Annotated in this window: 21 protein-coding genes and 3 tRNA genes; 7 read left to right on the forward strand and 17 right to left on the reverse strand. The window is 48.6% G+C overall.

The features are described from left to right. Positions 1-223: 223 nt before the first annotated feature. From deoD to prfC, 9 genes are all read right to left on the reverse strand, one after another. Positions 224-943, reverse strand: a complete 720-nt coding sequence (gene deoD / locus AB3G37_RS21505) for a purine-nucleoside phosphorylase (protein WP_369789037.1) — start codon at positions 941-943, stop codon at positions 224-226. Between the two features lie 133 nt (positions 944-1,076). After that, complete coding sequence (deoB, locus tag AB3G37_RS21510; protein WP_369789038.1) at positions 1,077-2,300, reverse strand: phosphopentomutase; 1,224 nt, start codon at positions 2,298-2,300, stop codon at positions 1,077-1,079. Positions 2,301-2,383: 83 nt separating this feature from the next. After that, positions 2,384-3,721 carry a thymidine phosphorylase gene (gene deoA, locus AB3G37_RS21515; protein ID WP_009634773.1) on the reverse strand — a complete coding sequence of 446 codons (1,338 nt, stop codon included), beginning with the start codon at positions 3,719-3,721 and terminating at the stop codon, positions 2,384-2,386. Positions 3,722-3,805: 84 nt separating this feature from the next. Then, entirely contained in the window at positions 3,806-4,585 is a 780-nt protein-coding gene (gene deoC / locus AB3G37_RS21520) for a deoxyribose-phosphate aldolase (protein ID WP_369789039.1), read from the reverse strand. A gap of 468 nt (positions 4,586-5,053) precedes the next feature. After that, the gene (locus AB3G37_RS21525; RefSeq protein ID WP_369789040.1) at positions 5,054-5,836 is read right to left on the reverse strand and encodes a TatD family hydrolase; all 783 of its coding nucleotides are present in this window, start codon (positions 5,834-5,836) and stop codon (positions 5,054-5,056) included. Further along, a complete protein-coding gene (locus tag AB3G37_RS21530) occupies positions 5,833-7,107 on the reverse strand; it encodes a patatin family protein (protein ID WP_369789041.1) in 1,275 nt (424 codons plus the stop codon). The genes AB3G37_RS21525 and AB3G37_RS21530 overlap by 4 nt, the downstream gene beginning before the upstream one ends. Positions 7,108-7,373: 266 nt before the next feature. After that, positions 7,374-7,535, reverse strand: coding sequence for a DUF1328 domain-containing protein (locus AB3G37_RS21535; protein ID WP_009634777.1), 162 nt, complete (start codon positions 7,533-7,535; stop codon positions 7,374-7,376). Positions 7,536-7,810: 275 nt separating this feature from the next. Further along, positions 7,811-8,410 carry a molecular chaperone OsmY gene (gene osmY, locus AB3G37_RS21540; RefSeq protein ID WP_009634778.1) on the reverse strand — a complete coding sequence of 200 codons (600 nt, stop codon included), beginning with the start codon at positions 8,408-8,410 and terminating at the stop codon, positions 7,811-7,813. 416 nt (positions 8,411-8,826) lie between these two features. Beyond that, the gene (prfC, locus tag AB3G37_RS21545; RefSeq protein ID WP_009634779.1) at positions 8,827-10,416 is read right to left on the reverse strand and encodes a peptide chain release factor 3; all 1,590 of its coding nucleotides are present in this window, start codon (positions 10,414-10,416) and stop codon (positions 8,827-8,829) included. 436 nt (positions 10,417-10,852) lie between these two features. Here prfC and tsgA point away from each other — a divergent pair, with 436 nt between their 5' ends. Continuing rightward, a complete protein-coding gene (tsgA, locus tag AB3G37_RS21550) occupies positions 10,853-12,031 on the forward strand; it encodes an MFS transporter TsgA (RefSeq protein WP_369789042.1) in 1,179 nt (392 codons plus the stop codon). A 46-nt stretch (positions 12,032-12,077) separates the two neighbouring features. On the opposite strand, the gene rimI is transcribed toward tsgA, so the two are convergent. After that, positions 12,078-12,521 (reverse strand): ribosomal protein S18-alanine N-acetyltransferase, encoded by a 444-nt coding sequence (rimI, locus tag AB3G37_RS21555; protein ID WP_009634781.1) that lies wholly within the window; start codon positions 12,519-12,521, stop codon positions 12,078-12,080. Continuing rightward, positions 12,472-12,903 carry a DNA polymerase III subunit psi gene (locus AB3G37_RS21560; protein ID WP_009634782.1) on the reverse strand — a complete coding sequence of 144 codons (432 nt, stop codon included), beginning with the start codon at positions 12,901-12,903 and terminating at the stop codon, positions 12,472-12,474. The genes rimI and AB3G37_RS21560 overlap by 50 nt, the downstream gene beginning before the upstream one ends. Before the next feature lie 111 nt (positions 12,904-13,014). Between AB3G37_RS21560 and rsmC the strand changes: the two genes are divergently transcribed. Then, the gene (gene rsmC / locus AB3G37_RS21565) at positions 13,015-14,061 is read left to right on the forward strand and encodes a 16S rRNA (guanine(1207)-N(2))-methyltransferase RsmC (RefSeq protein ID WP_369789043.1); all 1,047 of its coding nucleotides are present in this window, start codon (positions 13,015-13,017) and stop codon (positions 14,059-14,061) included. Positions 14,062-14,319: 258 nt separating this feature from the next. On the opposite strand, the gene AB3G37_RS21570 is transcribed toward rsmC, so the two are convergent. Continuing rightward, entirely contained in the window at positions 14,320-15,315 is a 996-nt protein-coding gene (locus AB3G37_RS21570) for an aldo/keto reductase (protein WP_369789044.1), read from the reverse strand. Between the two features lie 116 nt (positions 15,316-15,431). On the opposite strand from AB3G37_RS21570, the gene AB3G37_RS21575 reads away from it, so the two are divergent. From AB3G37_RS21575 to AB3G37_RS21590, 4 genes are all read left to right on the forward strand, one after another. Then, on the forward strand, positions 15,432-16,325 hold the full coding sequence (locus AB3G37_RS21575; protein ID WP_009634785.1) for a LysR family transcriptional regulator: 894 nt from the start codon (positions 15,432-15,434) through the stop codon (positions 16,323-16,325). A 215-nt stretch (positions 16,326-16,540) separates the two neighbouring features. Further along, a tRNA-Leu gene (locus AB3G37_RS21580) sits at positions 16,541-16,627 on the forward strand. Between the two features lie 38 nt (positions 16,628-16,665). Continuing rightward, positions 16,666-16,752 (forward strand) — tRNA-Leu (locus tag AB3G37_RS21585). 60 nt (positions 16,753-16,812) lie between these two features. Then, positions 16,813-16,899 (forward strand) — tRNA-Leu (locus AB3G37_RS21590). A gap of 173 nt (positions 16,900-17,072) precedes the next feature. On the opposite strand, the gene AB3G37_RS21595 is transcribed toward AB3G37_RS21590, so the two are convergent. Together AB3G37_RS21595 and AB3G37_RS21600 are read right to left on the reverse strand one after the other, a co-directional pair. Next, on the reverse strand, positions 17,073-17,357 hold the full coding sequence (locus AB3G37_RS21595; RefSeq protein WP_369789045.1) for a DUF1435 domain-containing protein: 285 nt from the start codon (positions 17,355-17,357) through the stop codon (positions 17,073-17,075). Between the two features lie 349 nt (positions 17,358-17,706). Then, complete coding sequence (locus AB3G37_RS21600) at positions 17,707-19,371, reverse strand: dihydroxyacetone kinase subunit DhaK (protein ID WP_369789046.1); 1,665 nt, start codon at positions 19,369-19,371, stop codon at positions 17,707-17,709. Between the two features lie 401 nt (positions 19,372-19,772). Here AB3G37_RS21600 and AB3G37_RS21605 point away from each other — a divergent pair, with 401 nt between their 5' ends. Further along, positions 19,773-20,657 carry a helix-turn-helix domain-containing protein gene (locus tag AB3G37_RS21605; protein WP_369789047.1) on the forward strand — a complete coding sequence of 295 codons (885 nt, stop codon included), beginning with the start codon at positions 19,773-19,775 and terminating at the stop codon, positions 20,655-20,657. Between the two features lie 146 nt (positions 20,658-20,803). On the opposite strand, the gene AB3G37_RS21610 is transcribed toward AB3G37_RS21605, so the two are convergent. From AB3G37_RS21610 to ovoA, 3 genes are all read right to left on the reverse strand, one after another. Further along, a complete protein-coding gene (locus AB3G37_RS21610; protein ID WP_369789048.1) occupies positions 20,804-21,238 on the reverse strand; it encodes a hypothetical protein in 435 nt (144 codons plus the stop codon). An 8-nt stretch (positions 21,239-21,246) separates the two neighbouring features. After that, entirely contained in the window at positions 21,247-22,002 is a 756-nt protein-coding gene (locus AB3G37_RS21615; RefSeq protein WP_369789049.1) for a transcriptional regulator, read from the reverse strand. Between the two features lie 507 nt (positions 22,003-22,509). Beyond that, positions 22,510-24,651, reverse strand: coding sequence for a 5-histidylcysteine sulfoxide synthase (ovoA, locus tag AB3G37_RS21620; RefSeq protein ID WP_369789050.1), 2,142 nt, complete (start codon positions 24,649-24,651; stop codon positions 22,510-22,512). Between the last annotated feature and the right edge of the window lie 331 nt (positions 24,652-24,982).

A 24,982-nucleotide genomic window follows, 5' to 3' on the forward strand; every position in this document is an offset into this window, starting at 1 on the left:
CAGGCGAGGCGGTTGATTTCAGCCGTCAGTTCTGACGAACCGGCGGGCCCCTCTCGTAGAATATCTTCAGGTTTTATCATCACGGCATCGATTTATGAATCGATTAATGAATCGATTGATGAATAGATCAAACGGCAGCAATGAATAGAAAAACAAGCTGTTATCAATGAAAACGGAGGCTCATTGGCCTCCGTTTTTTTACTACTCTCGAGGTAAAACCGGCTTAGGCTTTGTCGCCTAGCAGCACGGATTCCAGCGCGATCTCAATCATGTCGTTGAAGGTAGTTTGGCGCTCGGCTACAGTAGTCTGCTCGCCGCTGCGGATGTGATCCGACACGGTACAAATAGCCAGCGCCTTAGCACCGAATTCTGCAGCCACGCCGTAGATACCCGCGGCTTCCATTTCCACGCCCAAAATGCCGTACTTTTCCATCACGTCGAACATTTGCGGGTCTGGTGAATAGAACAGGTCGGCGGAGAAAATATTGCCAACACGCGCTTTGATACCTTTTGCCGCCGCAGCATCTGCCGCGTGACGCACCATGTCGTAGTCGGCAATGGCCGCATAATCATGGTCTTTGAAACGCATACGGTTAACTTTGGAATCGGTGCAGGCGCCCATGCCGATTACCACGTCGCGCAGCTTGACGTCCGCACGCACCGCGCCACAGGAACCTACGCGAATGATTTTTTTCACCCCAAACTCGGTGATCAACTCTTTCGCATAAATTGAGCAGGATGGAATGCCCATACCGTGACCCATTACGGAAATTTTGCGGCCTTTGTAAGTGCCGGTGAAACCGAGCATACCGCGTACGTCGTTGACCTGTTTAACATCTTCCAGGAACGTTTCTGCAATGTGTTTAGCGCGTAACGGATCGCCAGGCATCAGGACTACGTCTGCGAAATCGCCCATTTCTGCGTTAATGTGTGGCGTTGCCATAGTAAACATTCCTTTTGTTATTGACCCTTCATCTTTTGAGCTGCAGATGAGCTAACTTGCTGCCCTGCTGCAATCAAAAATATCACGGGTATTGCTCTGAGTAATTAATTCGAATCTTCTCAAAAAATTCGTCTTAAAGCATGGATTTTCCATACTCCATTGGCGACAGGTCAAAATAACTGGCAACGGTTTGGCCGATATCGGCAAAGGTGTCGCGATAACCCAGGGATCCTGGTTTCACTTTTGGTCCGTAGATCAGCACCGGAATGTGTTCACGGGTGTGATCGGTACCGCGCCAGGTTGGGTCGCAGCCGTGGTCGGCAGTCAGAATAATAATGTCTTCGTCTTTGACCAGCTCTAATAACTCTGGCAGACGGCGGTCAAATAATTCGAGTGCAGCGGCATAGCCGGCAACATCGCGACGGTGGCCGTAAGAGGAATCGAAATCAACGAAATTGGTGAAAACGATAGTTTTGTCACCTGCCAGCTTCATCTCCTGAACGGTGGCATCAAACAAAGCGTCCAAACCGGTGGCTTTAATTTTTTTGGTGATACCGACGTGGGCATAAATATCGGCAATCTTGCCTACCGATACCACTTCCCCTTGTTTCTCGTCGACCAACTTTTTAAGGATTGTTGGCGCCGGTGGCTCTACCGCCAAATCGTGACGGTTGCCAGTACGCTCAAAATTACCTTTTTTGTCGCCAACAAACGGACGCGCAATCACGCGGCCAATGTTGTAACCGCCTTCGGTCAGTTCTTCGCGAGCGATTTCACACAGCTCATAAAGACGTTCGAGACCAAAAGTCTCTTCGTGACAGGCAATCTGGAACACCGAATCGGCAGAAGTGTAGAAAATCGGCTTGCCCGTTTTCATATGTTCTTCGCCTAAAGCATCAAGCACTACGGTGCCTGACGAGTGGCAGTTACCGAGATAACCCGGCAGATCGGCGCGCTCTACCAGCTTGTCGAGCAGCTCTTGCGGGAAACTGTTTTCCACATCCGAGAAATAGCCCCAGTCGAACAATACCGGCACTCCGGCGATTTCCCAATGACCTGACGGCGTATCTTTACCGGATGAAAGCTCGCTGGCATAAGCATAAGCGCCAATGATTTTAGCATCGGGATCCATACCTTCCGGGAAATGACCGGTCGAAGCTTCGGCGGCTTTCGCCAGGCCCAGCGCCGTCATGTTCGGCAGGTGCAACGGCCCTTTGCGGCCAACATCGGCTTCACCACGGGCACAGGCCGCAGCAATATGGCCCAGCGTGTCGGAACCCACGTCACCAAAGCGTTCGGCATCTTCACTGGCGCCAATTCCAAATGAGTCCAACATCATGATAAATGTACGTTTCATTTTGCTCTCCTGCGCATTACTACGCGTTGCAAGCGGCCATTAAAGCACCGCTTTTGATGAATGGGTTAACGAGGCAAATCGCGCTAGCTGATACGGCGATAGACTACAGGCAGGTCTTGCGGAGCCACGTCACTGAGTACTACCGCTGCACGCACTGCCTCCGCGGCCTGTTGCCACGCCTCTTCACTGTTGGCGTGAATCATTGCCAGCGGCTGCTGAGTATCGATCTGCTGGCCGATACGCGCCATTTGCGTTAACCCAACGCTATAATCAATCGCGTCGGTGGCACGGCGACGCCCGCCGCCCAGGGCCACCACGCTGAGTCCAAGAGCTCGGGTGTCCATCGCGCCAACAATCCCGGCCCGCTCCGAATACACCATTTTACTCAAGGTTGCCTGAGGCAAATAGCGATCGTAATTTTCAATAAAGTCGATTGGGCCTTTTTGTGCCGCAATCATTCTGCCAAAGATTTCTGCCGCGCGACCGTTGTCCAGCACCGCTTGCAGTTTACCGCGAGCTTCGGCGTCGTCCTTCGCCAGTCCGGCTGATAACAGCATCTCGACACACAGCGCCATCGTCACTTCAAGCAGACGCGGGCTACGATACTCACCGGTGAGGAAGCGCACGGCTTCACGCACTTCAACCGCGTTACCCGCGCTGGAAGCCAGCACCTGATTCATGTCAGTCAGCAACGCAGTGGTTTTACATCCTGCACCGTTGGCGACGTCTACAATGGCCTGTGCCAGATCCTGCGACAGCTCATAGGTTGGCATAAATGCCCCGGAGCCGACTTTGACATCCATCACCAGAGCATCCAATCCTTCAGCTAATTTCTTCGCCAGTATTGAGGCGGTGATCAGCGGAATCGAATCGACCGTGGCGGTAATATCGCGGGTAGCGTAAAAACGCTTGTCCGCCGGTGCCAGCGAATTGGTCTGGCCAATAATCGCCACGCCGACGTCCTGAATAATTTTTCTAAAACGATCGTCATCGGGGAAAATATCAAACCCCGGGATACTCTCGAGTTTATCGAGCGTCCCGCCGGTATGACCCAGGCCGCGACCGGAGATCATCGGGATATAGCCGCCGCACGCCGCCACCATCGGTCCCAGCATCAGCGAAGTAACATCGCCTACGCCGCCAGTGGAATGCTTATCAACGATCGGTCCGTTCAGCGACAAATGTTTCCAGCTCAGTACCGTACCGGAATCACGCATTGCCATCGTCAGCGCAACGCGTTCATCCATGTTCATGTCATTGAAATAAATGGTCATTGCCAGCGCGGCAATTTGCCCTTCAGAGACTTTGCTGTCACGAACGCCATTAATGAAGAAGCGGATCTCTTCTTCACTGAGCGGCAACCCGTCACGTTTTTTACGAATTATTTCTTGAGCCAGAAAGGTTTTTTGCACAGATGCCACGTTCTCACCCTAATTTGGATACGAAAAGGAAATCATCAACGTAAGACAAATCGGGGCCAGCATCGCCGCCCCGATCCATAGCAATCAGTAACCGCTGCCGGATTTCTGCCCCTGATGTCCCAGCGTGGTCAGCAGACTCGCCAACAGGCTTGAGGCACCAAAACGGAAATGGCGGGCATCGGCCCATTCGCGACCAAGAATGTTATCGGCCAGCGCCAGATATTGCGCGGCATCTTCAGCAGTTTTCACGCCACCCGCCGGTTTGAAACCCACCGACTGAGCAACGTTCATGTCTTTAATCACCTGGAGCATCAGCTCGGCGCTTTGCAGCGTGGCGTTTTCCGGCACTTTACCGGTCGACGTTTTGATAAAGTCTGCACCCGCGCCAATCGCAATCTCGGAAGCTTTGCGAATTAGCGATTCCTGCTTCAGCTCACCGGTTTCGATGATCACTTTCAGCAAAATATTGGCGGCATGACAGGCTTCGGCACACTGTTTAACTAATTCGAATCCGACCTTTTCATTACCGGCAATCAGCGCGCGGTAAGGGAACACCACGTCAACTTCATCAGCGCCATAGGCAATCGCCGCGCGGGTCTCGGTGACGGCGATCTCGATATCATCGTTGCCGTGCGGGAAGTTAGTCACCGTGGCGATGCGTATCTCTGGAGTGCCCTGATCGCGCAGCGTTTTGCGAGCAATCGGAATAAAACGCGGATAAATACAGATTGCGGCCGTGTTGCCAGCCGGGCTTTTCGCCATTTCGCACAAGGCAATAACTTTGGCATCGGTATCGTCATTGTTCAGGGTGGTCAAATCCATCAGACTCAGCGCACGCTGCGCCGCTGCGGTTAAATCAGTCATATAACTCTCCAAAATTTCAGTTCTGACAGGCCGTCAGCGCTGTGCATACAGCCGCAAATGTTTTGACTGAATACGCCAGAAACACTCCCTCATTTTGGCGAGCAGACAGAGGCAATCACCCACCTGTTGAGACTATTTGAACAGGTTTGCGCCATTTATGGTGTGCAGTATTTCACACAAAATGAAAATTGATTGCAACGTTACTCAAAAAAATGAGATCTAAATCACATTTAGAGGCCGTTTGCCCAGTCTTGGGCAGTGATAAAAGTGTATACCTCAACCATGACAACTGTGGCATGACAACTGTAAATCGAGGGATAACTCTTGATAGAGAGAATAGTAACTCAATGCGCGATGTTATTTAAATAACATTTAAGGCAATAGCCGAGATATCACTCACAGGAATATAATAAAAATCCTTCTCGGGCGCGAGAAAAAATCTCGAGGAGAATGTTATTTAAATAACATTTAAGCTAGAAGATTGAACACTCGCCGTGTGTTTTTCATCAGCGCATCAGCAATTTTTTCTGTAGATTCAGCCCTTAACTCACACAGCGCCTTAAACACTTGCGCCGCGCGCTCCGGGCGATTTGGCTGGCCTTGAAAACCCTGCAATGGCATATCGGGGGCGTCAGTTTCCAGCAATAAACACGACAGCGGCAGTTGCGCCATGACTTGCCGGGTTTTGTGCGCCCTTTCATAAGTGATAGTGCCACCTACGCCGATTGCAAAACCAAGGCGCACAAAGGCTTGAGCCTGAGAAAGACTGCCCGCGAATCCGTGCACCACTCCAGTTGCGGGCAAGTCGGCTTTACGCAGCATGGCAGAAAGCGGGTCGTGGGTACGCCGTGAATGCAGGATTAGCGGCAGGTCATGCAGTTTTGCCAGCTTGAATTGCTCTTTCAGCAGCCACTGCTGCTTCTCGAAATCGGGATTTTCCATATATAAATCCAGCCCGGTTTCGCCAATCGCCACCAGCTTATTGTCTCGCGTTGCAAGATGTTCGGTCAGGCTCGCCAGAGAGGCTTCGTTGTGACGCTCAATACAGATAGGATGCAGGCCCAGAGCGGCAAAGACCTGGGGATGATCTTTGGCAAGCATCAATATTCGCTCAAAGCGATCGGCTTCTACCGCAGGCACAATCAATTGATTCACTCCTGCTTCTCCGGCGAGTTGCAGGCTGTGTGTCTCATTACCGGTGAACGGGGGGAAATCAAAATGGCAGTGGGTATCGATAAAATCCGGCTTCACAACTTGTCCCCTTCTCCTTCTATTCCTTTGGCGGCCACAGTGGGATCAACCTTAAATGGCGGATCGGCAACCACGCTGTCTGCTATCGGGCTGATAACCACCCGCGCAGCTTCATCCTTAAAGGCGCTAAGAGCGGGACGAACCGTATTATCGAGATTGATATCGGCCAACGCAATCTGGTCAGGCAAAATCTGATCAACCTCAATAGACTCGCGCTGATTCAAATCAGACTGATTCGCGGCAGCACTGACCGGCAGCTCGATTTCTGGCGAGACAGTTGGCGGCACAATAATGCTCGGCCTTCTGATCGGACGCGGCGTCATGATTGGCATCGGCTGATCTTTTTCACGCGGCAACAACCAGTGTGAAGCAATCGACAGGAAATAGCGCGCACAGCGGCGACCCAAATGATAATCCTGATTCAGCGCCGGTAAACGGCTGCCTAAAGCATGACTCGCCAACGGTTTCGGCGGGAAAATCTCGAAGATACGCAGGTCGCCCGGCGGATTCTCGATAAACTGCTGAATACGGTAATAGCTTTGCTCGTGATGCTGCACCATATGCACCAACTGTTGCAGGCTGCTTTCACTCAGCCACTGCTCCATACGCTTCATCCACTGCGGCGTATAAAACATTGCAGAAGGTACGGTGCGGATCACCACAATTGTGTCGGCTCCGCGGCGATAGGCCTCTTCGACCGGAATTGCATCACTGATCCCGCCATCCTGATAGCTGACTCCGTCGAGATCAACGCCCATGCGGTAAAAACCGGGGATCGCACTCGAAGCTTTAATGACTGGCAGCCAGCTTTCACGCGTTGGGGCAAAATAATTTGGAGTGTAATCGTCGCTACGGCAGGCACACATCAGAAATTCACGTCCGTCGATCAGCAATTTCTCAGCCGAATCAATGGCCAGCGGCATACTTTGGGAGATAGCGTCGATGTACCAATCGAGATCAATCAGGTGTCCGCCACGTACAAAACGTAGAGGATTAAAAAATTGCGGACTGGTGGTATAACGTGTGATTACCCGCCGAGCATAGCCAGCTTGACCACAAACATAAGCAGAAAGGTTTTGAGCACCGGCAGAAGTGCCGATTAAAAGATCGAATGGATTGAAGCCCGCCCGTTGAAATTCGTCGAGCACGCCTGCGGTGAAAATACCCCGTTGGCCACCGCCCTCACAAACCAGTGCGATTTTACCAGGTAAATAGGGTTTATAAGCCAGGGGTTCGATATTTCCCAGCGTGACCGGAATTCTATATCCCAACAGAGGTTCCTCAACAATATTGATTCTATGATGAGCATACTCCGTCTTTTCCCGATCGGTAATGTTCTTGCAAAATCCCGGAGATTAAATCGTTACTTCCTGTTAACCATTTGCCCCGCCATTCATTGTCAGGGCTAAAAAATAACGTCAGGCTCTTCCTTGTACTTCCCTGTGCCTTTAATAACGTTACTCTTTATTAATCTCCGGGATATATCAGATAAATAATTTATCTTTTAACAGTATCACTGCCTGAAACTCTATAAGGGCTATAAGCGCTTACGGCCGGTAAACAGGCTGACCAGGAACAGAATGATACCGACTACGAAGACTACTTTTGCAGCCCAGGCCGCTGTACCTGCCAGTCCACCGAAGCCCAACGCTGCCGCGATTAACGCGATGACAAGAAATATAATACCCCAACGAAACATAAGCTTCTCCTTACCCTATATTAAATTTTCGTCCGTTATTCGCTGATGTAATGCGTCCTGAATAACGGTTGATAACTGTAGATACATTTATTTGAAGTACAGTATTAAAGATAGCTCGGAATTTCAAAAATGGACGGAAACCCAGTGATTTTTCACGTAAATAATCCGTCAGTATTCTTTTTTTGTGACTCGTGGTGCTTAAGACATTCTTCAGCTAACTTCGGTAATCAGATGTTGCCCATCGCTGAGATGAGCAACATTATCAATCAACGATATTAAGGCTGAACTTTCAGATCGTTCTTGACGCTCTTAACGCCACTCACGGTCTTGGCAACGCTTTCGGCGCGATCGGACTGAGCCTGATCTTTTACCGTACCTGACAGCTGAACTACGCCATCGGTGGTTTCAACTTTCACCATACGTGAAGGCACAAGGTCATCGGCCAGCAGTTTAGCTTTGATTGAAGTCGTGGTTGCAGTATCACCCGCATAACCGCCTACGGACTGCGTTTTGCTATCTTTGGTGTGAAGCTTGTCGCTGACGGATTTAACACCTTCAACTTTGGTTGCCACCGCGACGGCCTGTTCACCTTCGGCCTGAGAACCGACGAAACCGCTCAACGTCACGACGCCTTTGTTAGTTTTGACTGAAATATCAGTACTTTTGATCGCTTTATCATCAACCAGTGCGCTTTTTACTTTAGCGGTGGTTGCACTATCGCTCATGTAGCTATCAACTTTACTCATGGAGCTATCGATTTTTGCACCCGCAGAATCCGTTGTGCTATCTGTCGAAGCAGCCAACGCGCTACCGCTCATCAGGGCGGTACCCAGAACTACAGCCATCATTGAGTATGCAAAATTAGACTTTTTCATCGATTTCTTCCTTAACAGTTTGGCAGCTCATAATTTGAGAGCTGTTTCCGTCACATGGTCGTGACGACTTTAAGCTTTTACTGTGACCACATCACTGTGATATTTAAGCTGTAATGAATTAACAACTCAGCACAAGTCTCTACTTAGTATCGAAAGACCAGCGTTTACCACTGCCCTTCGTTGTGCGTTTATTAAATATAGCCGACGATGAGCAAAACTGTAGTAAGAATGGGTTATTTACCTGTAATACAGATAAGTCTGAGCATTATGGGCTATTTTTAGGCTAAAAAGCGCTAAAAACGCACAAACTAGTTTCCAAATGAAACTAATTTGCGATGCGAATGACGAAAAAAAAGACGGCACAGTGGCCGTCTTGATTGGTCGATAGTTGCCGCTAAAGGGCATCGTAAAGCAAATTAATGCTCACGCGTTTTACGGAAATCGACTTCAGGATAACGCTCTTTTGTCAGGTTAAGGTTAACCATTGATGGAGCAACGTAAGTGAGATTATCACCCCCGTCCAACGCCAGATTCACTTCACACTTGCGCTTGAAATCTTCAAATTTCTTCACGTCAGAGCATTCAACCCAGCGCGCCGTTGAAACGTTTACTGATTCGTAAATTGCTTCAACGTTGTATTCACTTTTCAGTCGCGCAACCACGACTTCAAACTGCAGCACACCCACCGCGCCAACGATCAGGTCGTTGTTGATCAGCGGACGGAACACCTGCACCGCGCCCTCTTCAGACAGCTGAACCAGACCTTTAAGCAACTGCTTTTGCTTCAACGGGTCACGCAGACGAATGCGGCGGAACAATTCAGGAGCAAAGTTCGGGATACCAGTGAACTTCATGTTTTCACCCTGAGTAAAGGTGTCGCCAATCTGAATGGTACCGTGGTTGTGCAGGCCGATAATATCGCCGGGGAAGGCCTCTTCAACGTGCGAGCGGTCACCCGCCATAAAGGTCAGCGCATCGGAAATTACCACGTCTTTACCGGTACGCACCTGGCGCAGTTTCATGCCTTTTTCGTATCGACCAGAAACGACGCGCATAAACGCCACGCGGTCACGGTGTTTCGGGTCCATGTTGGCCTGAATCTTAAACACGAAGCCGGTGAATTTCTCGTCGGCGGCCACGACTTCACGCACATCGGTATTACGTGGCTGAGGCGCAGGCGCCCACTCCACCAGACCGTCGAGCATGTGATCAACGCCAAAGTTACCCAACGCGGTGCCGAAGAAAACTGGGGTCAAATCGCCGCTGAGGAAGGCTTCGTGGTCAAATTCGTGCGATGCACCCTGCACCAGTTCCAGCTCGCTACGCAGCTGAATCGCCAGCTCTTCACCAATGGCAGCATCGAGATCAGGATTGCTTAACCCTTTAACAATGCGAACTTCCTGAATCGTGTGACCTTTACCCGTCTGATAAAGATAAGTTTCATCTTTATAGAGGTGATAAACGCCCTTGAACAGTTTGCCGCAGCCGATAGGCCAAGTAATCGGTGAACAGGCGATTTTCAGCTCGCGCTCAACTTCGTCCATCACTTCCATCGGGTCACGAATGTCGCGGTCAAGCTTGTTCATGAAGGTCAGGATCGGGGTATCGCGCAGACGGGTGACTTCCATCAGCTTACGGGTTCGATCCTCAACGCCTTTTGCGGCGTCGATAACCATCAGACAGCAGTCAACGGCGGTCAGAGTACGATAGGTATCTTCGGAGAAGTCTTCGTGTCCCGGGGTATCGAGCAGGTTAACCAGCGCATTGTGATACGGAAACTGCATCACCGAGGTGGTGATGGAGATGCCACGCTGCTTTTCCATTTCCATCCAGTCGGATTTCGCGTGGTTATTGGAACCACGGCCTTTTACCGTACCGGCGGTCTGAATAGCGTTTCCGAATAACAACACTTTTTCAGTAATGGTGGTTTTACCCGCATCGGGGTGCGAGATAATTGCGAAGGTGCGACGTTTGGCGACTTCGAGGGCGTATTCACTAGGAGACATGTTTTTCCACGTTTCTGCGGTTGTCCGCCCTGCATCGGTATTGATTTTAAGCCAGAACGGCATCAGGCAAAGCGGTAATAAAAGTTATAGCCGGCTATTTTCTATGATTTGGCAGGGATAGACAATCAATGCTTTTATATTCACTGCGCGCGAGCTGTAAAATCTTGGTCAGAAATGTCATTGCCACGATCGGCTGTGCTCAAAATCCGTGCCCTGTTCAGCCTGTTTACATCAAAATGTGATGAACATCACATATATTTTTTGCATAAGTTTTTTCCTTGCATTAAAAATACCTGTCCCATCACAAAACTGGCCTACGCCTTTCTGGATAATCGGCCAATAAAAGTTGTATCGCTACAAAATAGTGGTCTTGACCACTGATATTTAACCTTTTTGCGGGTTTTAACCTCTTATACATCACAAGGATGTATCTTAAATGACTAAAAGTAATCGATTGCTTCTCACCTGGATTAGCTTTTTCTCTTATGGACTCACCGGCGCGCTGGTGATTGTCACCGGCATGGTAATGGGCAACATTGCTGAATATTTTGGCCTGCCTGTTTCCAGCATGAGTAACACCTTTACCTTCCTCAATGCCGGTATTTTAATTGCTATCTTCCTCAATGCCTGGCTGATGGAAGTTATCCCATTGAAGCGTCAGCTGATTTTTGGCTTCGTGCTGATGGTGCTGGCGGTGGCTGGACTCATGCTAAGCAAAAATATCAGCGTATTTTCGCTGTGCATGTTTGTGCTTGGAATGGTGAGCGGCATTACAATGTCGATTGGCACCTTCCTTATTACCAGCATTTATGAAGGGCGTCAGCGCGGGTCGCGTCTGCTGTTTACTGACTCATTCTTTAGCATGGCGGGAATGATTTTCCCGGTAGTGGCGGGCATGTTGCTGGCGCGAAGCATCGGCTGGTACTGGGTCTATGCCTGCATCGGCGTGCTGTATCTGGCAATTTTTGTGCTGACTCTGATAGCCGATTTCCCGGTGCTGGGCAAGAAAGCTGAAACGCTGAGCAAGCCGGTCGAGAAAGAAAAATGGGGTGTTGGCGTATTATTTCTGTCGATTGCTGCGCTGTGTTACATCCTTGGCCAGCTGGGCTTTATTCAGTGGGTACCAGAATACGTTACGAAAACCTTTAACCTCGACATCAATCAGGCAGGCAAGCTGGTCAGCGATTTCTGGCTGTCTTATATGATTGGTATGTGGGTGTTTAGCGTGGTGCTGCGCTTCTTCGATTTGCAGCGCATCGTGACCCTGTTAACTCTGCTGGCGACAGTGGCGATGTACCTGTTTATCTCAACCACCAACGTCGATCATCTGACCTACGCGATTTTGGCTTTGGGCTTTGTTTCCAGCGCGATTTACACCACAATCATTACTTTAGGCTCTTTGCAGACCAAAGTATCTTCGCCGAAACTGGTTAACTTTATCCTGACCTGCGGCACCGTTGGCACCATGTTAACCTTTGTGGTTACCGGCCCGATTGTGGCAAAAAACGGTGCTCACGCAGCACTGGCAACCGCCAACGGCCTGTATCTGGTGGTATTCGTGATGTGTCTGATTCTAGGCTTGGTAACCAAACACAGAAGCCACGGCCACGAATAATTTTCCAAATTCAAGAAAGCAACAAGCGGGCGCAATGCCCGCTTTTTCAGCCAATCGGCAATGCCATGATAATGGCATCTTCGCGCCCGGAGGCCGCTGGATAGTAATTACGGCGAATCGAAACCTCGTTGAATCCCATACTCTCATACAGCGAAATTGCCCCACGATTGGAAGCGCGAACCTCCAGCCAAAGCGTAAACACGTCGCGAGTTTCAAGCTGAGCGAGAATTTCTTCGAGCAAAATACGCCCCAATCCCTGCCGTTGATAGGCGGGATCAATGGCAATATTAAACAGCGTGGCTTCGTCCAGCACGGTCTGCACAATCGCAAAACCTACCATTTTGCCCTGCTGTTCTAACTTGAGATTGATATAACGTTCGCCCTGATTAGTCGCAAACGTCTTTTCACTCCAGGGAAAGGCGTGGCTGGCCTGTTCAATCTCAAAGGCGCGCGTCAGATCCGCGGGGGTCAGGATAGAAATGTTGTTCATTTTCACAAATCTGCTGCCAGAGCGCGCGTTTGGCTCCAGCGTCTTGAGAAAGCTCGGCCAGCGCCGGGCTAGATAACTGCGCACCCGCGACCGTTAACGGTTCGCTAATGCCCAGTCGCCAGGTATTGCAGTGCGTGTCTTCCGGCAGCATCGCGACCTGCTCCGTTTGCAGGCAATAAACCTGCGAATCGTGCAGATTGAGGCTGCGGATCACGTCTTTTACCAATAAATCGCCTTCCAGCGGCAGCACGTCGGCAACAATTAACAGCTTTGTCTGGTCCGGCAGACTGACGGCCACTTCACCTTGTAAAACCGTGGGGCGACGCAGCGTCCACTGGGTTATTCCCAGCTGCTGTAATAGCCAGTCTCGTCTTGAAGCCATGCTTTTTCCTGCCCGTTGGCGACTCTTATAGCGCGCTATGCTAGCAAACACATCGAACCTGCGCCAATAAACCTCTATAATGCCGCCCATATTCCTGAGGAGCCTTATCTGATGTCAGCATTAACCCCGGCCAGTGAAGTCATACTGCGCCACAGCGATGATTTTACCGGCCGCCGCGTACTGTTCGCCGGCGATTTACAAGATGACCTGCCAGCCGATTTCGATGCTGAAAACGTGCGGGTCCATACCAATCAATATCACCACTGGCAAATGCTCAGCGCTTCATTGAAAGATGACGTGCAGTTTGGTCTGGTGGCGGATGCCGAGTTTATCGCTGCCAGCGATTTGCTGATTTATTACTGGCCGAAGAGCAAGCAGGAAGCCAAGTTCCAGCTGTTCAACCTGCTTTCTACCCTGCCACTGGGCATTGACGTGTTCGTGGTCGGTGAAAACCGCAGCGGCGTGCGCAGTGCGGAAGAAATCCTGTCTGAGTTCTGCCAGCTGGATAAAATTGACAGCGCCCGCCGCTGTGGCCTCTATCATGGCCGTCTGGAAAAGCAGCCAGAGTTCGACGCCGAAGACTGGTGGCAGACTTATATGGTCGAAGAAGTCACCATCAAAACCCTGCCAGGCGTATTCAGCCGAGAAGGTCTGGACAGCGGCAGCCTGCTGCTGATCAACAGCTTTGAAGAGCCAATTAAAGGCAAAGTGTTGGATATCGCCAGCGGTTCCGGCGTGCTGGCTTCTGTGCTGGCAACTTATTCGCCAAAAATGAAAGTCACCCTCAGTGATGTCGGTGCCGCCGCACTGGCCGCAAGCCGTGCTACGCTTGAAGCCAACGGGCTAACCGGCGAAGTGATTGCCAGTAATGTCTATTCCGACATCAAAGGCCGTTTCGACATGATCATTTCGAACCCGCCTTTCCACGAAGGCCTGCAAACCAGCCTGCACGCTTCCGAGCAGCTGATCCGCGGCGCAGTTAACCACCTGAATATTGGCGGAAAACTGCGTATCGTGGCTAACGCCTTCCTGCCTTATGCGGCGCTTTTAGACGCTACCTTCGGTAACCATGAAGTACTGGCGCAGAACGGCCGTTTCAAAGTGTACGAAGCCACCCGTGGCCGTCCGCCGCGCGACGATAAAAAGAAAAAGCGTTAATAATCAGAAAATTAATAGCTTATAGATTTCGAGCGACAGGAAGGCAGCAACTGAAGAAGTCTCCGGGAGCTTACATCAGTAAGTGACCGGGGCGACTGAGGACAGCGAACGCACCTGTGTTTGAAAGATATAGCGACAATAGCTTATAGATTTCGAGCGACAGGAAGGCAGCAACTGAAGAAGTCCCCGGGAGCTTACATCAGTAAGTGACCGGGGCGACTGAGGACAGCGAACGTACCTGTAGCTCGAAAGATATAGCTAGGAATTGCCAAGAATACGCATCATCTCTGCCGCATACCGCTGACCAGAAGCAGAGTGCAGAGGAAAAGCAGCTTCGATCGCCGCGAGTTCGGCTTCATTCAGGATGACATCAAGCGCGGCGATGTTCTCTTCAAGATAAATACGACGCTTTGTTCCCGGGATTGGCACAATGTTTTCCCCCTGTGCCAACACCCACGCCAACGCCAGTTGGGAAGGCTTCACGCCTTTCTCGCTGGCGAGTTCGGCCACTTTATCCGCCAACTGCAGATTTTTTTCGAAATTATCCCCCTGAAAACGCGGATTATGTTTGCGGAAATCATTGTCGGCTAAATCTTCAGGCGAACGAATGGTGCCAGTCAAAAAACCGCGGCCTAACGGGCTATAAGGTACAAAAGCAATCCCCAGACGCTCACAGGCTGGCAGGATGCTTTCTTCCACGTCGCGGCTCCACAGCGAGTATTCTGTTTGCAGCGCGCTAATCGGATGCACCTCGTGCGCCCGCTCAAGCGTGGCGGTACCCACCTCACTCAAGCCGATATAACGGATTTTACCTTCACGCACTAAATCCGCCAGCGCGCCAATGGTATCTTCAATCGGTACAGCAGGATCGGCGCGATGCTGATAATAAAGGTCAATTACATCGGTTTGCAGGCGTTTTAGGCTACCTTCCACTGACTTGCGAATATAGTCCGGATGTCCGTTTGTGCCTCTGGCATGAGGATTCGTCGGGTCACGAACGATGCCAAACTTAGTTGCCAGGAATACCTGATTGCGACGCCCCTGCAATGCTCTGCCCAGTAGTTCCTCATTGGTATAAGGGCCATACATGTCGGCGGTATCAAGCATGGTCACCCCTAGCTCAAGCGCGCGGTCCAGCGTCGCCAGCGACTCTTTCTCGTCCATATTGCCGGTGTAAAATTCGCTCATCCCCATGCAGCCTAAACCCAGCGCCGAGACCATTGGACCGTTTTTGCCTAATTTACGTTGTTGCATGTTTATTCCCTCTGATTGTTCCGTCGATGAAAATCAGTTTGGTTGTTTACCGCTCAAAGATAAATCCGCTAATCTGTGCAACACTGTTCAGAAATCGCAAACAATGAGAAACCAGCGTGGATCAGATTCAGGCGATGCGGATTTTTACCCGCATAACAGAGTTGGGTAGCTTTACACGCGCGGCGGAAGATCTCGATTTACCGCGCGCCACGGTAAGCACCACTTTAAAGATGCTCGAGCAACGTCTTGGGGTGCGACTTTTTCTGCGAACCACGCGACAGGTGAAAATTACCGAGGAAGGCGAGCAATATTATCAGCGCTGCCTGCAACTGCTGGCGGCATTCGACGAGGCGCACAATCTGTTTGCACACCATCAGGCACAGCCTGAAGGCCATGTACGCATTGATATGCCCCATTCTGCGGCGCGTGAAATCGTGCTGCCCGCGCTACAAGAGTTTTCCGCGCGCTATCCGCTGATAAGCCTTACCGTCAGCGCTAATGATAATGCGGTTGATCTGCTGCATCAGGGTGTCGATTGCGTGATCCGCGCATGGCCTGCGGAAAACGAGAATCTTCAGTCGCGACCTATCGCCATGCTGGAGCAGATTACCTGTGCCTCGAGGGATTATTTGCAGCGCTACGGCGTGCCCGTCAACATTGCTGATCTTAAGCAGCATCGGGCCGTAGCTTATTTTTTTGCCCACCAACGCCCCGAATCGCATCTTGAATTTGTTATCAACAAGAAAGTCCAGCAGGTAATGATGGATCACACGCTGACCGTGAGCGGCGCAGACGCCTACATTGCAGCCGCAAAATCTGGATTTGGGCTGATTCAGACCTCACGACGTGTCGTCGCGGGGGATATTTCGCGTGGAGAATTGATTGAGGTGCTTCCTGGTTTCACTCCGCCGCCCATGCCGCTGTACATTATGTATCCACCTGGGCGTTTTCTGGCGCCGCGCGTCCGAGTGCTGCTCGACTGGCTTATTGAACTGTTTTCACGATTATAAACAAGTAAAGTCGGCGATCAAAAAACGCCTATAAAACCAACGACAAGCAGATCATCCGCTTGAATATCCTGCTATTTGGGCGAAAACTGCGCTTTTTTACAGCAATCATCGCCTTTCAATGAAATAACTATTGACGCCCTCGCTAAAATCTCTAGAATTCGGCCCCGTGGTTGCTTACTCGTATAGACGATGTTTTATACGTTAAGAAACGGTTTGCGAAGGTGGCGGAATTGGTAGACGCGCTAGCTTCAGGTGTTAGTGTTCTTACGGACGTGAGGGTTCAAGTCCCTCTCTTCGCACCAAACAACCATAGGCAGTAAACAGTACAACGCAGAACGTTGCGAAGGTGGCGGAATTGGTAGACGCGCTAGCTTCAGGTGTTAGTGTTCTTACGGACGTGAGGGTTCAAGTCCCTCTCTTCGCACCAATGTGTTTGTATCGTAGATGCCAAAAGAAACAGAATTATCGCAAGTAAGTAATCATTTGTGCGAAGGTGGCGGAATTGGTAGACGCGCTAGCTTCAGGTGTTAGTGTTCTTACGGACGTGAGGGTTCAAGTCCCTCTCTTCGCACCAGATGACTCTTACAACAGCTTCAAAATACCACTGCTTCAAAATACTATTGCTCTAAAATACAACAGCTTCAAAACACTCGCCTTACTCTCCGCAAGAATCTCTTTTCAACTCAAGACGTTAAAAATCATCTTATTTATTTCTGAAAAAATTTTTACTAAAGCTTAGCTCTCTTTTTACATCAAATTAAAGTTTACCGACACAGCAGCCAGTCCGCCAGCCAACGCCATAAATGACGGCAGCAACAAGTAATGTCTCAGTTTGCTGTGGAACAACATGATAAGCGTCGCCAGCATCGCGGTAATCACCAGACACTTCAGATGATCCAAAGACAGATTTGCCAGCGCTAAAACGGGCAGCAGTGCACAAGGTAATAACACGCCCCATCCGCTAGACAAACGCTTGCCAAAAGACCAACTCACTCCCCAAAATCCACACGCCGTAACTATTGCTGCAATCATGCTGCTGCCCCACGACAACTGATAATGATAACCAGTAGCATATAGCAACTTTTCTCATCGCGCATCCGTTTGTTGAATGCTTTTTGTGCAATTAGCATTATGTTTTATAAATAACTGTGATTGGCACCCTGAGAGAGAAGCAAAAAGTGACATTCCTGAGACCCCGTTAGAACGCTATCAAAATTGGCCCAGATACAATTTATAGCCAATTATTTGAATATATTAGCTATTATCTAGTGCAGGTCGAAACAACAAAACGCCCGATACAAGGGCATCAGGCGTTTGAGAGCACAGAAAATATCAATCTATGCCAGGACTGCTCATATCTCGGCTCATTAAACTGTCCCAGTTATTTATGCTGTGCCAATAACGCAGCAAAGACGTGTTCAACCGCTACCGCGCCAGGATCTTTCACCCCTTTCAGACTGTCACTGTTGAGATATGAGGACCGACCCGCGTTGGCTTTTTTCATGCTCGCGGTGTCTTTGGCTCCTTTGGCCGCTGCATTGGCTGCACCGGCTAAATCTCCTGTTTTTTTATCCAACGCTTCCAAAGCTGGCTGTAAAGCATCGATTAGCGTGCGATCGCCTAAATCAGCCCCACCGTAATGCTTCATGCGCTCCAGGCCAAACAGCAGGGACTCGGCAAGCGATCCTTGCTCGCCGACTTTCTGCCCGGCAGCGGTAAAAAATATCGACATCAATACGCCGCTCGAGCCGCCCATCACTGTCGCCAGACGATCGCCGACAACCGCGAACAACGATGCGAGATCGTCCTGTGGCAGTTTGTTGCCTTCGTTAAGTTCGAGAATATCTTTGGCGCCCGACGCAAAAGTCGAGCCGGTATCGCCATCTCCCACCTTGGCATCGAGCTTGTTCAATTCACCTTCCAGCGAAATCAGTGTTTCTGTAATCACTTTCACAATGTTGCCAACCGTTGCATTGCTCGAAGCTTTGATCTTCACTTTCTGGCTAATTAATTTAACCTTCTGTAGTGGCAATTTCTCGAGTTTGACCAGCGGATGCCAGCCCGAGGCTTCAACCTCTGCCAATAAAGCTTCTTCAATGTCCTTGTTCAGCACGATGGTTGAGAGTGAGAAACCTTTCATATCCAACGCGCTCACCAGTGCGGCAGGGCCTATAAGATACTTGATGGCGCTAGCGAGGTCAGAATGTACTAGCTCTTTGGTGATCTGATTCATCTCCAGCGGTGAAACGCCGCCAAGATTGTTAATCAGCACCGCAACTTTGTGGCTTTTCTTCAGCTCTTTTTGCAGCAATTCGACCAGTGTTTTAACAATTTTTTGGCTATTATGTGTTTTCAAAACTGACACACCCGGTTCACCATGAATTCCGAGACCTAACTCAACGTGACCGGCAGCGATACGATCGCTCTCTTCTTCCTCGTCATCTCCACCCGGCAAATTACACCCGTGCATGGCAACGCCGATGCTCGAGGTGGCATCAATGGCTTGCTGAGCGATTTTAGTCACCTCTTCCAACGACTTGCCCTGCTCAGCCGCATAACCCGCGACTTTATGCACTAGAGCTGTGCCGGCAATGCCGCGCGGCTGCTTATTATCTGGCAAAGCAATGTCATCAGACACCATCACTAAATCGACTTTATAGCCGAGGTGTTTAGCTTTTTCAGCCGCCAGACCAAAGTTGAGACGATCACCTGTGTAGTTTTTCACAATCAGTAAACATCCGGCGTCGCCAGAGACTGCAACAATCGCATTCAACACTGCATCAACACTCGGTGAAGCGAATACGTCACCGCATACCGCAGCAGTTAGCATGCCTTTACCCACAAAGCCAACGTGAGCAGGCTCATGGCCGGAACCACCGCCAGAAATTAGCGCAACTTTCTTTTTATCCCAGTCGCTTCTGACCACGACACGAATCGCTGAGTCTACATCCAATTTGGCTAGATTCTTGAAAGGTGAGGTTAAGATCACCCCTTCAATTACGTCATTAATCAGCGTCTTGCGGTCGTTCATGAAGAAATTAGACATACCGGATGAACTCCTTTTGTGGTGATAAAAATACTGTCAAATTGTCATGGTGAGTTTTTTATTAATTCGTTCAAACTAACCAAAGCCAAGAATCTCTCCAAGCATAGTGAAAATTTTAACGATATGTTTGCGTTATAATTGCAAAGTTATTATTGCCGAGATTTATATATTATTGCGTGATGATGCGCACATTGATAAACCAAACCACAACGTGATAAATAAATACAGCCAACAGTAGGGGCGTTCAATATTGACGAAATGAGTCATTCCACATTACTATCCTATCAATAAAAATAATGATTCATATAAAACCATCGCTATTAGTTAATATTGATTAAACCTTAAACGTAAATTAACAAGTCACTCATACTGGATGATTTGAGCTAATCAGAGCGCCCATAATGAAAAAAATCGGCTGTTTTATTTCCAACGGATTTAATATGTTAACACTTTCACGTTTATCCGCCGCGCTGGATTTAGCCAACTCAATTAGAATGAAAAAAAAGCGCTATCAGCTTAAATTGTTTTCATCCGATGGGGGAACTGTTTTTAGCGCCTGCCAACTTCCGGTTGAGTGCAGCCCCGCGACCAGCAAAAACCTATCCTTGCTCAATAGCTTGTTTATTATGGAAAACCCAGGAAGCTTTTACCCCACCTGGAATAATATCTCCCTGGCCGATCTGAAGAATGACAGTAGTCATAAGGTAAAATACCTTGGCATTGAACCTGTTACGATTAAGGGTTTAATTTCTCCACTTTCCTTTTTAGCTTCAGCGGAAAAGGAAAATCAGCGTTATCAGCTTTCTACGTTTGATAACGCAATGCCGAATGTGGATCTAAAAAAAGAATCGGTCTTGATATATAATAATCATGTTTGGGCGGCAAGCGGGCACTGGGCAGGTATCGATTTGATATTAACATTTATTGAAGAAGAATCCGGTGCGGCTGAAGCTATGCATTTGATGAATATTATTGAACGATTATTTAATAAATATGAAAATAATAGCCAACTTGCGGTATTACAAAACTTCTCCTGTCACGGCAATAGCGAGCGAATTAACTCATCATTACGTTATATCAGGCAAAATCTTTGCAGCACGGTCTCAATCACGCAATTAGCAGAATTAGCTAATCTTAGCGCCAGACAGTTTAGCCGGCTGTTCAAAGAGGAAACCGGCACTTCCCCCGCTAAAGCCATTGCGCAAATTCGTGCCGAGGTTGCTCGTAATCATGTGATTCAGGGGCGGATGTCACTCGACAAGATTGCCAGCCTGTGTGGATTTTAAGGGGGTTAAAGTGATGCGCCGTGCTTTTCTGAAGTTTTATGGCGAATCCCCCTGCTATTTTCGTCAAAAATAACTTGCCTTAAAAATATTAAATCACATTAAGGTAGTGAATCGTCTTGAACTCATTCGACAACCTTTTACTTTGCTCAATGTTCTTTACAGAGCGAGACCCAGTTATTATTGATCATGACCAGATACTCTCCTCGTTTAATTTCATGGAAATGGAAGGTCAAAGACTGATCTTTGGCTGCAAAAAAATTCCCTATGTCGTGAAGCTCATCACCTGGAGCGATATTGGCGGCTTTAACATAGGCCGTTAAAACGTTAGCTTGCTTGCTAACACGCTCAAGCATCAAACTCCGATTAAGCTGCTTCTTACCGTCGCGAGTATCATAGACACCAAAAATTGTGATCATATTAGATTTCAACCACAGCGTGATGCTGCCGTTGAACTGGTAATGATTATATTGATCATTGATGAATTCCCCATGGGTGATCTCCATGCTGCAAGGCACATTGGGTAAAGCGTTATTGAGGAACAGTTTGACGCTGATAAAATATCCGGCCAACGTTAATGCCATTGCGGCTGCTAATACATAGAAAAATGTTCGTAAGCGCAAGGCGCGTTATCCTTATAGATGCTCTTTTCACAGTAGGCTACCCACATTTTTGGACCGTTGGATGCAACATAAACCTCACGCGTCATTGGTAAAATATGTTGTTCAATTCGCTGCCATATTGCCTCAGATACCTGCGCCGAAGGTGCCATGTAATAATTCACCTGATTGAGATATTTTATTTGCTTGAAGTAATTCGACGAGAAAGTGTTTGAGAGCAAGGCAAACATGAATAAAGATGCAGTAAATATAATGAAAACAGTAAAATACCTGGACGATAACTTGCTGTGCCCCAGATATTGCGGGGCAAAAAAATTTGCCTGCGTGATGACATCCCCCCCTGCTCCGTAAGGAAGCAGCTCCTTGATAGCAGTCGGGAGACAGCGGTAGGTGTCAGGCAAACACTCAGGTTTTATCACCGCCTCGTTGACATACACAATGCCATAACGAGGTATGGTTTTAAGACAAGAAGAGGGTAAACCCGCGGCTGTAAATTTCCTGCGCAACATTTTCACTAACTGATGGTAACTAGACTCGCTAACTACTATGCCTTTTTGATGCCATATTTCGTCAATGATGGTGTCTTTTCGCCCGCGCTTATCCAATATTATTTCAAGTATCTTTTTTTCATTGGGTGTTAGGTGAATATCACCGGCGGTGCTCTCCAGACACGAAAATGTCGAATTATAATAAATCCCCTCTCGCAAGGGCACTTTATTACTTGCCATAAAAAATCCTTAATTCAGTCTGCGTACAAGAGAGTTTTTTCTTAATGTAAATCTGATAATTAAAAAATTTTTAATTATCAGATTTAGTTAATTTATCACTAGAGCCAATAAGTTGATTTGGAACATATCATATCCGCTCCACCTGGGCCATGGACACAGGTCACATTCTCAGGGTTTTATCAGATAATGAAAACATGTAATTTACTTTTACTTCACATCTCAATTACTCATGAAAAAATCACATTATATTCAGATTATAATTAGCAAAATATGATGGGAAGATAATTCATTATCTCTTATAGGAGTGAATTCTGATTACCTTTCATTTGTCATTGAAACTGTTTAATTCTACTACCTGATGATTAGAATAAATAAATGAGTGTCGATTTTAACGGTGCTTGAAGAAGCCGCTTAGTTTAAGCAGAAATGAAACTTGAAAAGCCTGAGGAAACTCTGAGAAAAACCTGATAATTAAGTGCCGGCTCAACAGTATTGAGCCGGCTAATTTTAACGCTTACGCCAAACGGTCAGTTGTGCCACCGTGTGCTGGTGCTTTCTAGCCGTTTCACGAATAACAAATGGAACATCAACCGGAGTCTGAACTTCAACAAAATCAGCCGCCAGCAATCGCTGTAATGCCTGATAGGTGGTTAACGCCTCTCCATTTTCACGTACACCACCGATCCAATTCTCCTTAGGCGTAAACTCTTCAAGCCAGGTATAAGGAGAAGACAGCATCAGAATACCGCCGCTGACAATACGAGTAGTAATGTCGCGCAGGAAGCGTTTAGGTTCGCGCAGGCGATCCACAAGATTGGATGCCAACACAAGATCGTAAGCCTGATACTGAGGTTTTAGATTACAGGCATCGCCCTGCACAAAATTCACGCGCTCCGCCTGATCTGCCGAAATACCAATATCAGACAGGCTTGCCTGACAATATTGCATCAGATCGCCCTCTTCCGGCATGAGATAGCGGCGTTCTTCACCACGAACCAAGGAAAGAGCTACGTCAATAAATCGTGCAGAGTAATCCATTCCAGTGACTTTATCGAAAGTGCGGGCCAGCTCGAAGCTAGCACGTCCGGTCGCACAACCAATATCCAGCGCCGAACCGCGTTTCTCAACAATTTGCTCGGCGATATCAACCAGCGCCCGTGCATAATTCGCCACGTTGAAATAGCTTGGACCATATTGGAAATCAAGATATTGGGAAACCAGCGTATCGGTTTCATAAGGATTAATGGTAACTTTCTCCTGATGCGTGGAAACCACATAACGGAAACCGGCATGCTGGAAGAAATGGCGGCGGAATGCATAACGTGCAGACTTTAGCGCCTCGTTACCGGTTGAAATCCAACTGCCGCCTTTGATGATAGCGTGCTTGCCGTCAAAGGTCGGAGTTGAGAAATCATCGTAAAGAGGGTGAATTTTGAAACCGTCAAAACCGCTGATTGGCGTCGTAGTCCATTGCCAGACGTTGCCCACGATATCAAAAAAATCGCCTTGCGCGAAACTGTCTACCGGGCAACTCGACGCCCACCAGGCCAGATTGATATTACCTGGTGCTTTCTGCCAGTCGGTCTGATCGCCTTCAACCTGCTGACGTAGCACGTACCATTCAGATTCCGTTGGCAACTGAATTGACTTGCCAGTCTCATCCGCTTTCCAGCGACAAAAAGCCGCGGCTTCGAGCTGATTAACCTCGGCAGGCCAATCCCATGGCATCGCCACTTCTTCCGTTAGCAGACGCAATTTTAGATTAGCAGGGTCAGTTATCGAACCTACCCAAAATGTTGGCATTTCTGCTTTAGAGAATGACAGCCAACCTTGCCCCTCTTCATCCCACCATTGCGAGTCCTGATAACCACCGGCCTGCACAAACTCGAAGAACTCAGCATTGCTAACCAGCATTTTACTGGCTTTAAACGCGCTAACTTTGCTCTCGTAGCTACCGTATTCGTTGTCCCAGCCGTAGGTATCATCAGTTTTACCCAGCGTGATCGCAGTTTCCGGCAATGATACTAATGAGTTTTCAGGCACCGCCGTGCGATCGGTACGAGCTTTTTGGCAGGCTGGCCAATGAGACTGTGGCTGCAACCACTCGATCGGCAACTGACGCATCAGCACGCTCGAGGTCTCAAGATGAATTCGCTCGTGCTCAATGCCCATCATGATAATCCACGCCGGACTTTCCCAATCCAGCGGCAGTGTTATCGGCATGGTTTCAATCAGTTCAACCACACGGCGATTGACTTTACCGCGGTAGTCGCGCAATTCGCAAACCGATGGCCAGTCATAATGACTGTTGTCCAGATCGTCCCAGCTCATCTCATCAACGCCAATGGCCAGCATCGCTTCGATGTGCGAATCGACTCGCTCATCGATCAGACCCGCAGCCATCAATTTATTGATATAAAAGGTAGCGGTATGACCAAAATAGAAGATCAGTGGATGACGCAGGGAAATCGCCTTCGTGAAGTAGGCACGCTCGTCTGTCAGGCATTCGAACAGGCTCTCGTACAATTCCCAGGTCTGGTTAAAATAGGTCAAAATTTCTTCGCGTTTTTTCTCAACGTTATCACCGCTCAACAGTAAAGTTCGTGTTGGCTCTGGTAATCCTGCGTTGACCGCTTTATTGCTCGCCATCTTTATTCTTTGCCTCTGGTTTTTTACTCGAATGGGAATAAGTGTAGCAGGCTGAAAAATCAGTTATGCCTAAACCTTCTAACGTTATGTGCCTGAGAGCTGTAGTCATGGAAAGTCTTTTTTTGACATATTGAGTGGAATCAACAAGCTGGGTCGGGATAAGTTTTGTAAACAGAAATGTTTGGATACGAGATCAATTGTTGATCGCTTCCACATTCTACAATGAAAACCTGTTTCGTAAACTGCGATACGATGGAGTAACGAGAATTTTGATCAGCATGCTTTAGCATGGGTAGACTTGAGTCGTATTTTCGTTCGCATTGTTAGTGAA

The sequence above is a fragment of the Rouxiella sp. WC2420 genome, from assembly GCF_041200025.1.
In the GTDB taxonomy this organism is placed as follows: Bacteria; Pseudomonadota; Gammaproteobacteria; order Enterobacterales; family Enterobacteriaceae; genus Rouxiella.

Excerpts from the sequence above, each read along its gene's own strand:
- deoD (WP_369789037.1), bottom strand. The coding sequence starts at position 943 with ATGGCAACGCCACACATTAACGCAGAAATGGGCGATTTCGCAGACGTA.
- deoB (WP_369789038.1), bottom strand. The coding sequence starts at position 2,300 with ATGAAACGTACATTTATCATGATGTTGGACTCATTTGGAATTGGCGCC.
- deoC (WP_369789039.1), bottom strand. The coding sequence starts at position 4,585 with ATGACTGATTTAACCGCAGCGGCGCAGCGTGCGCTGAGTCTGATGGAT.
- AB3G37_RS21535 (WP_009634777.1), bottom strand. The coding sequence starts at position 7,535 with ATGTTTCGTTGGGGTATTATATTTCTTGTCATCGCGTTAATCGCGGCA.
- osmY (WP_009634778.1), bottom strand. The coding sequence starts at position 8,410 with ATGAAAAAGTCTAATTTTGCATACTCAATGATGGCTGTAGTTCTGGGT.
- prfC (WP_009634779.1), bottom strand. The coding sequence starts at position 10,416 with ATGTCTCCTAGTGAATACGCCCTCGAAGTCGCCAAACGTCGCACCTTC.
- tsgA (WP_369789042.1), top strand. The coding sequence starts at position 10,853 with ATGACTAAAAGTAATCGATTGCTTCTCACCTGGATTAGCTTTTTCTCT.
- rimI (WP_009634781.1), bottom strand. The coding sequence starts at position 12,521 with ATGAACAACATTTCTATCCTGACCCCCGCGGATCTGACGCGCGCCTTT.
- AB3G37_RS21560 (WP_009634782.1), bottom strand. The coding sequence starts at position 12,903 with ATGGCTTCAAGACGAGACTGGCTATTACAGCAGCTGGGAATAACCCAG.
- rsmC (WP_369789043.1), top strand. The coding sequence starts at position 13,015 with ATGTCAGCATTAACCCCGGCCAGTGAAGTCATACTGCGCCACAGCGAT.
- AB3G37_RS21570 (WP_369789044.1), bottom strand. The coding sequence starts at position 15,315 with ATGCAACAACGTAAATTAGGCAAAAACGGTCCAATGGTCTCGGCGCTG.
- AB3G37_RS21595 (WP_369789045.1), bottom strand. The coding sequence starts at position 17,357 with ATGATTGCAGCAATAGTTACGGCGTGTGGATTTTGGGGAGTGAGTTGG.
- AB3G37_RS21600 (WP_369789046.1), bottom strand. The coding sequence starts at position 19,371 with ATGTCTAATTTCTTCATGAACGACCGCAAGACGCTGATTAATGACGTA.
- AB3G37_RS21605 (WP_369789047.1), top strand. The coding sequence starts at position 19,773 with ATGAAAAAAATCGGCTGTTTTATTTCCAACGGATTTAATATGTTAACA.
- AB3G37_RS21610 (WP_369789048.1), bottom strand. The coding sequence starts at position 21,238 with ATGGCATTAACGTTGGCCGGATATTTTATCAGCGTCAAACTGTTCCTC.
- AB3G37_RS21615 (WP_369789049.1), bottom strand. The coding sequence starts at position 22,002 with ATGGCAAGTAATAAAGTGCCCTTGCGAGAGGGGATTTATTATAATTCG.
- ovoA (WP_369789050.1), bottom strand. The coding sequence starts at position 24,651 with ATGGCGAGCAATAAAGCGGTCAACGCAGGATTACCAGAGCCAACACGA.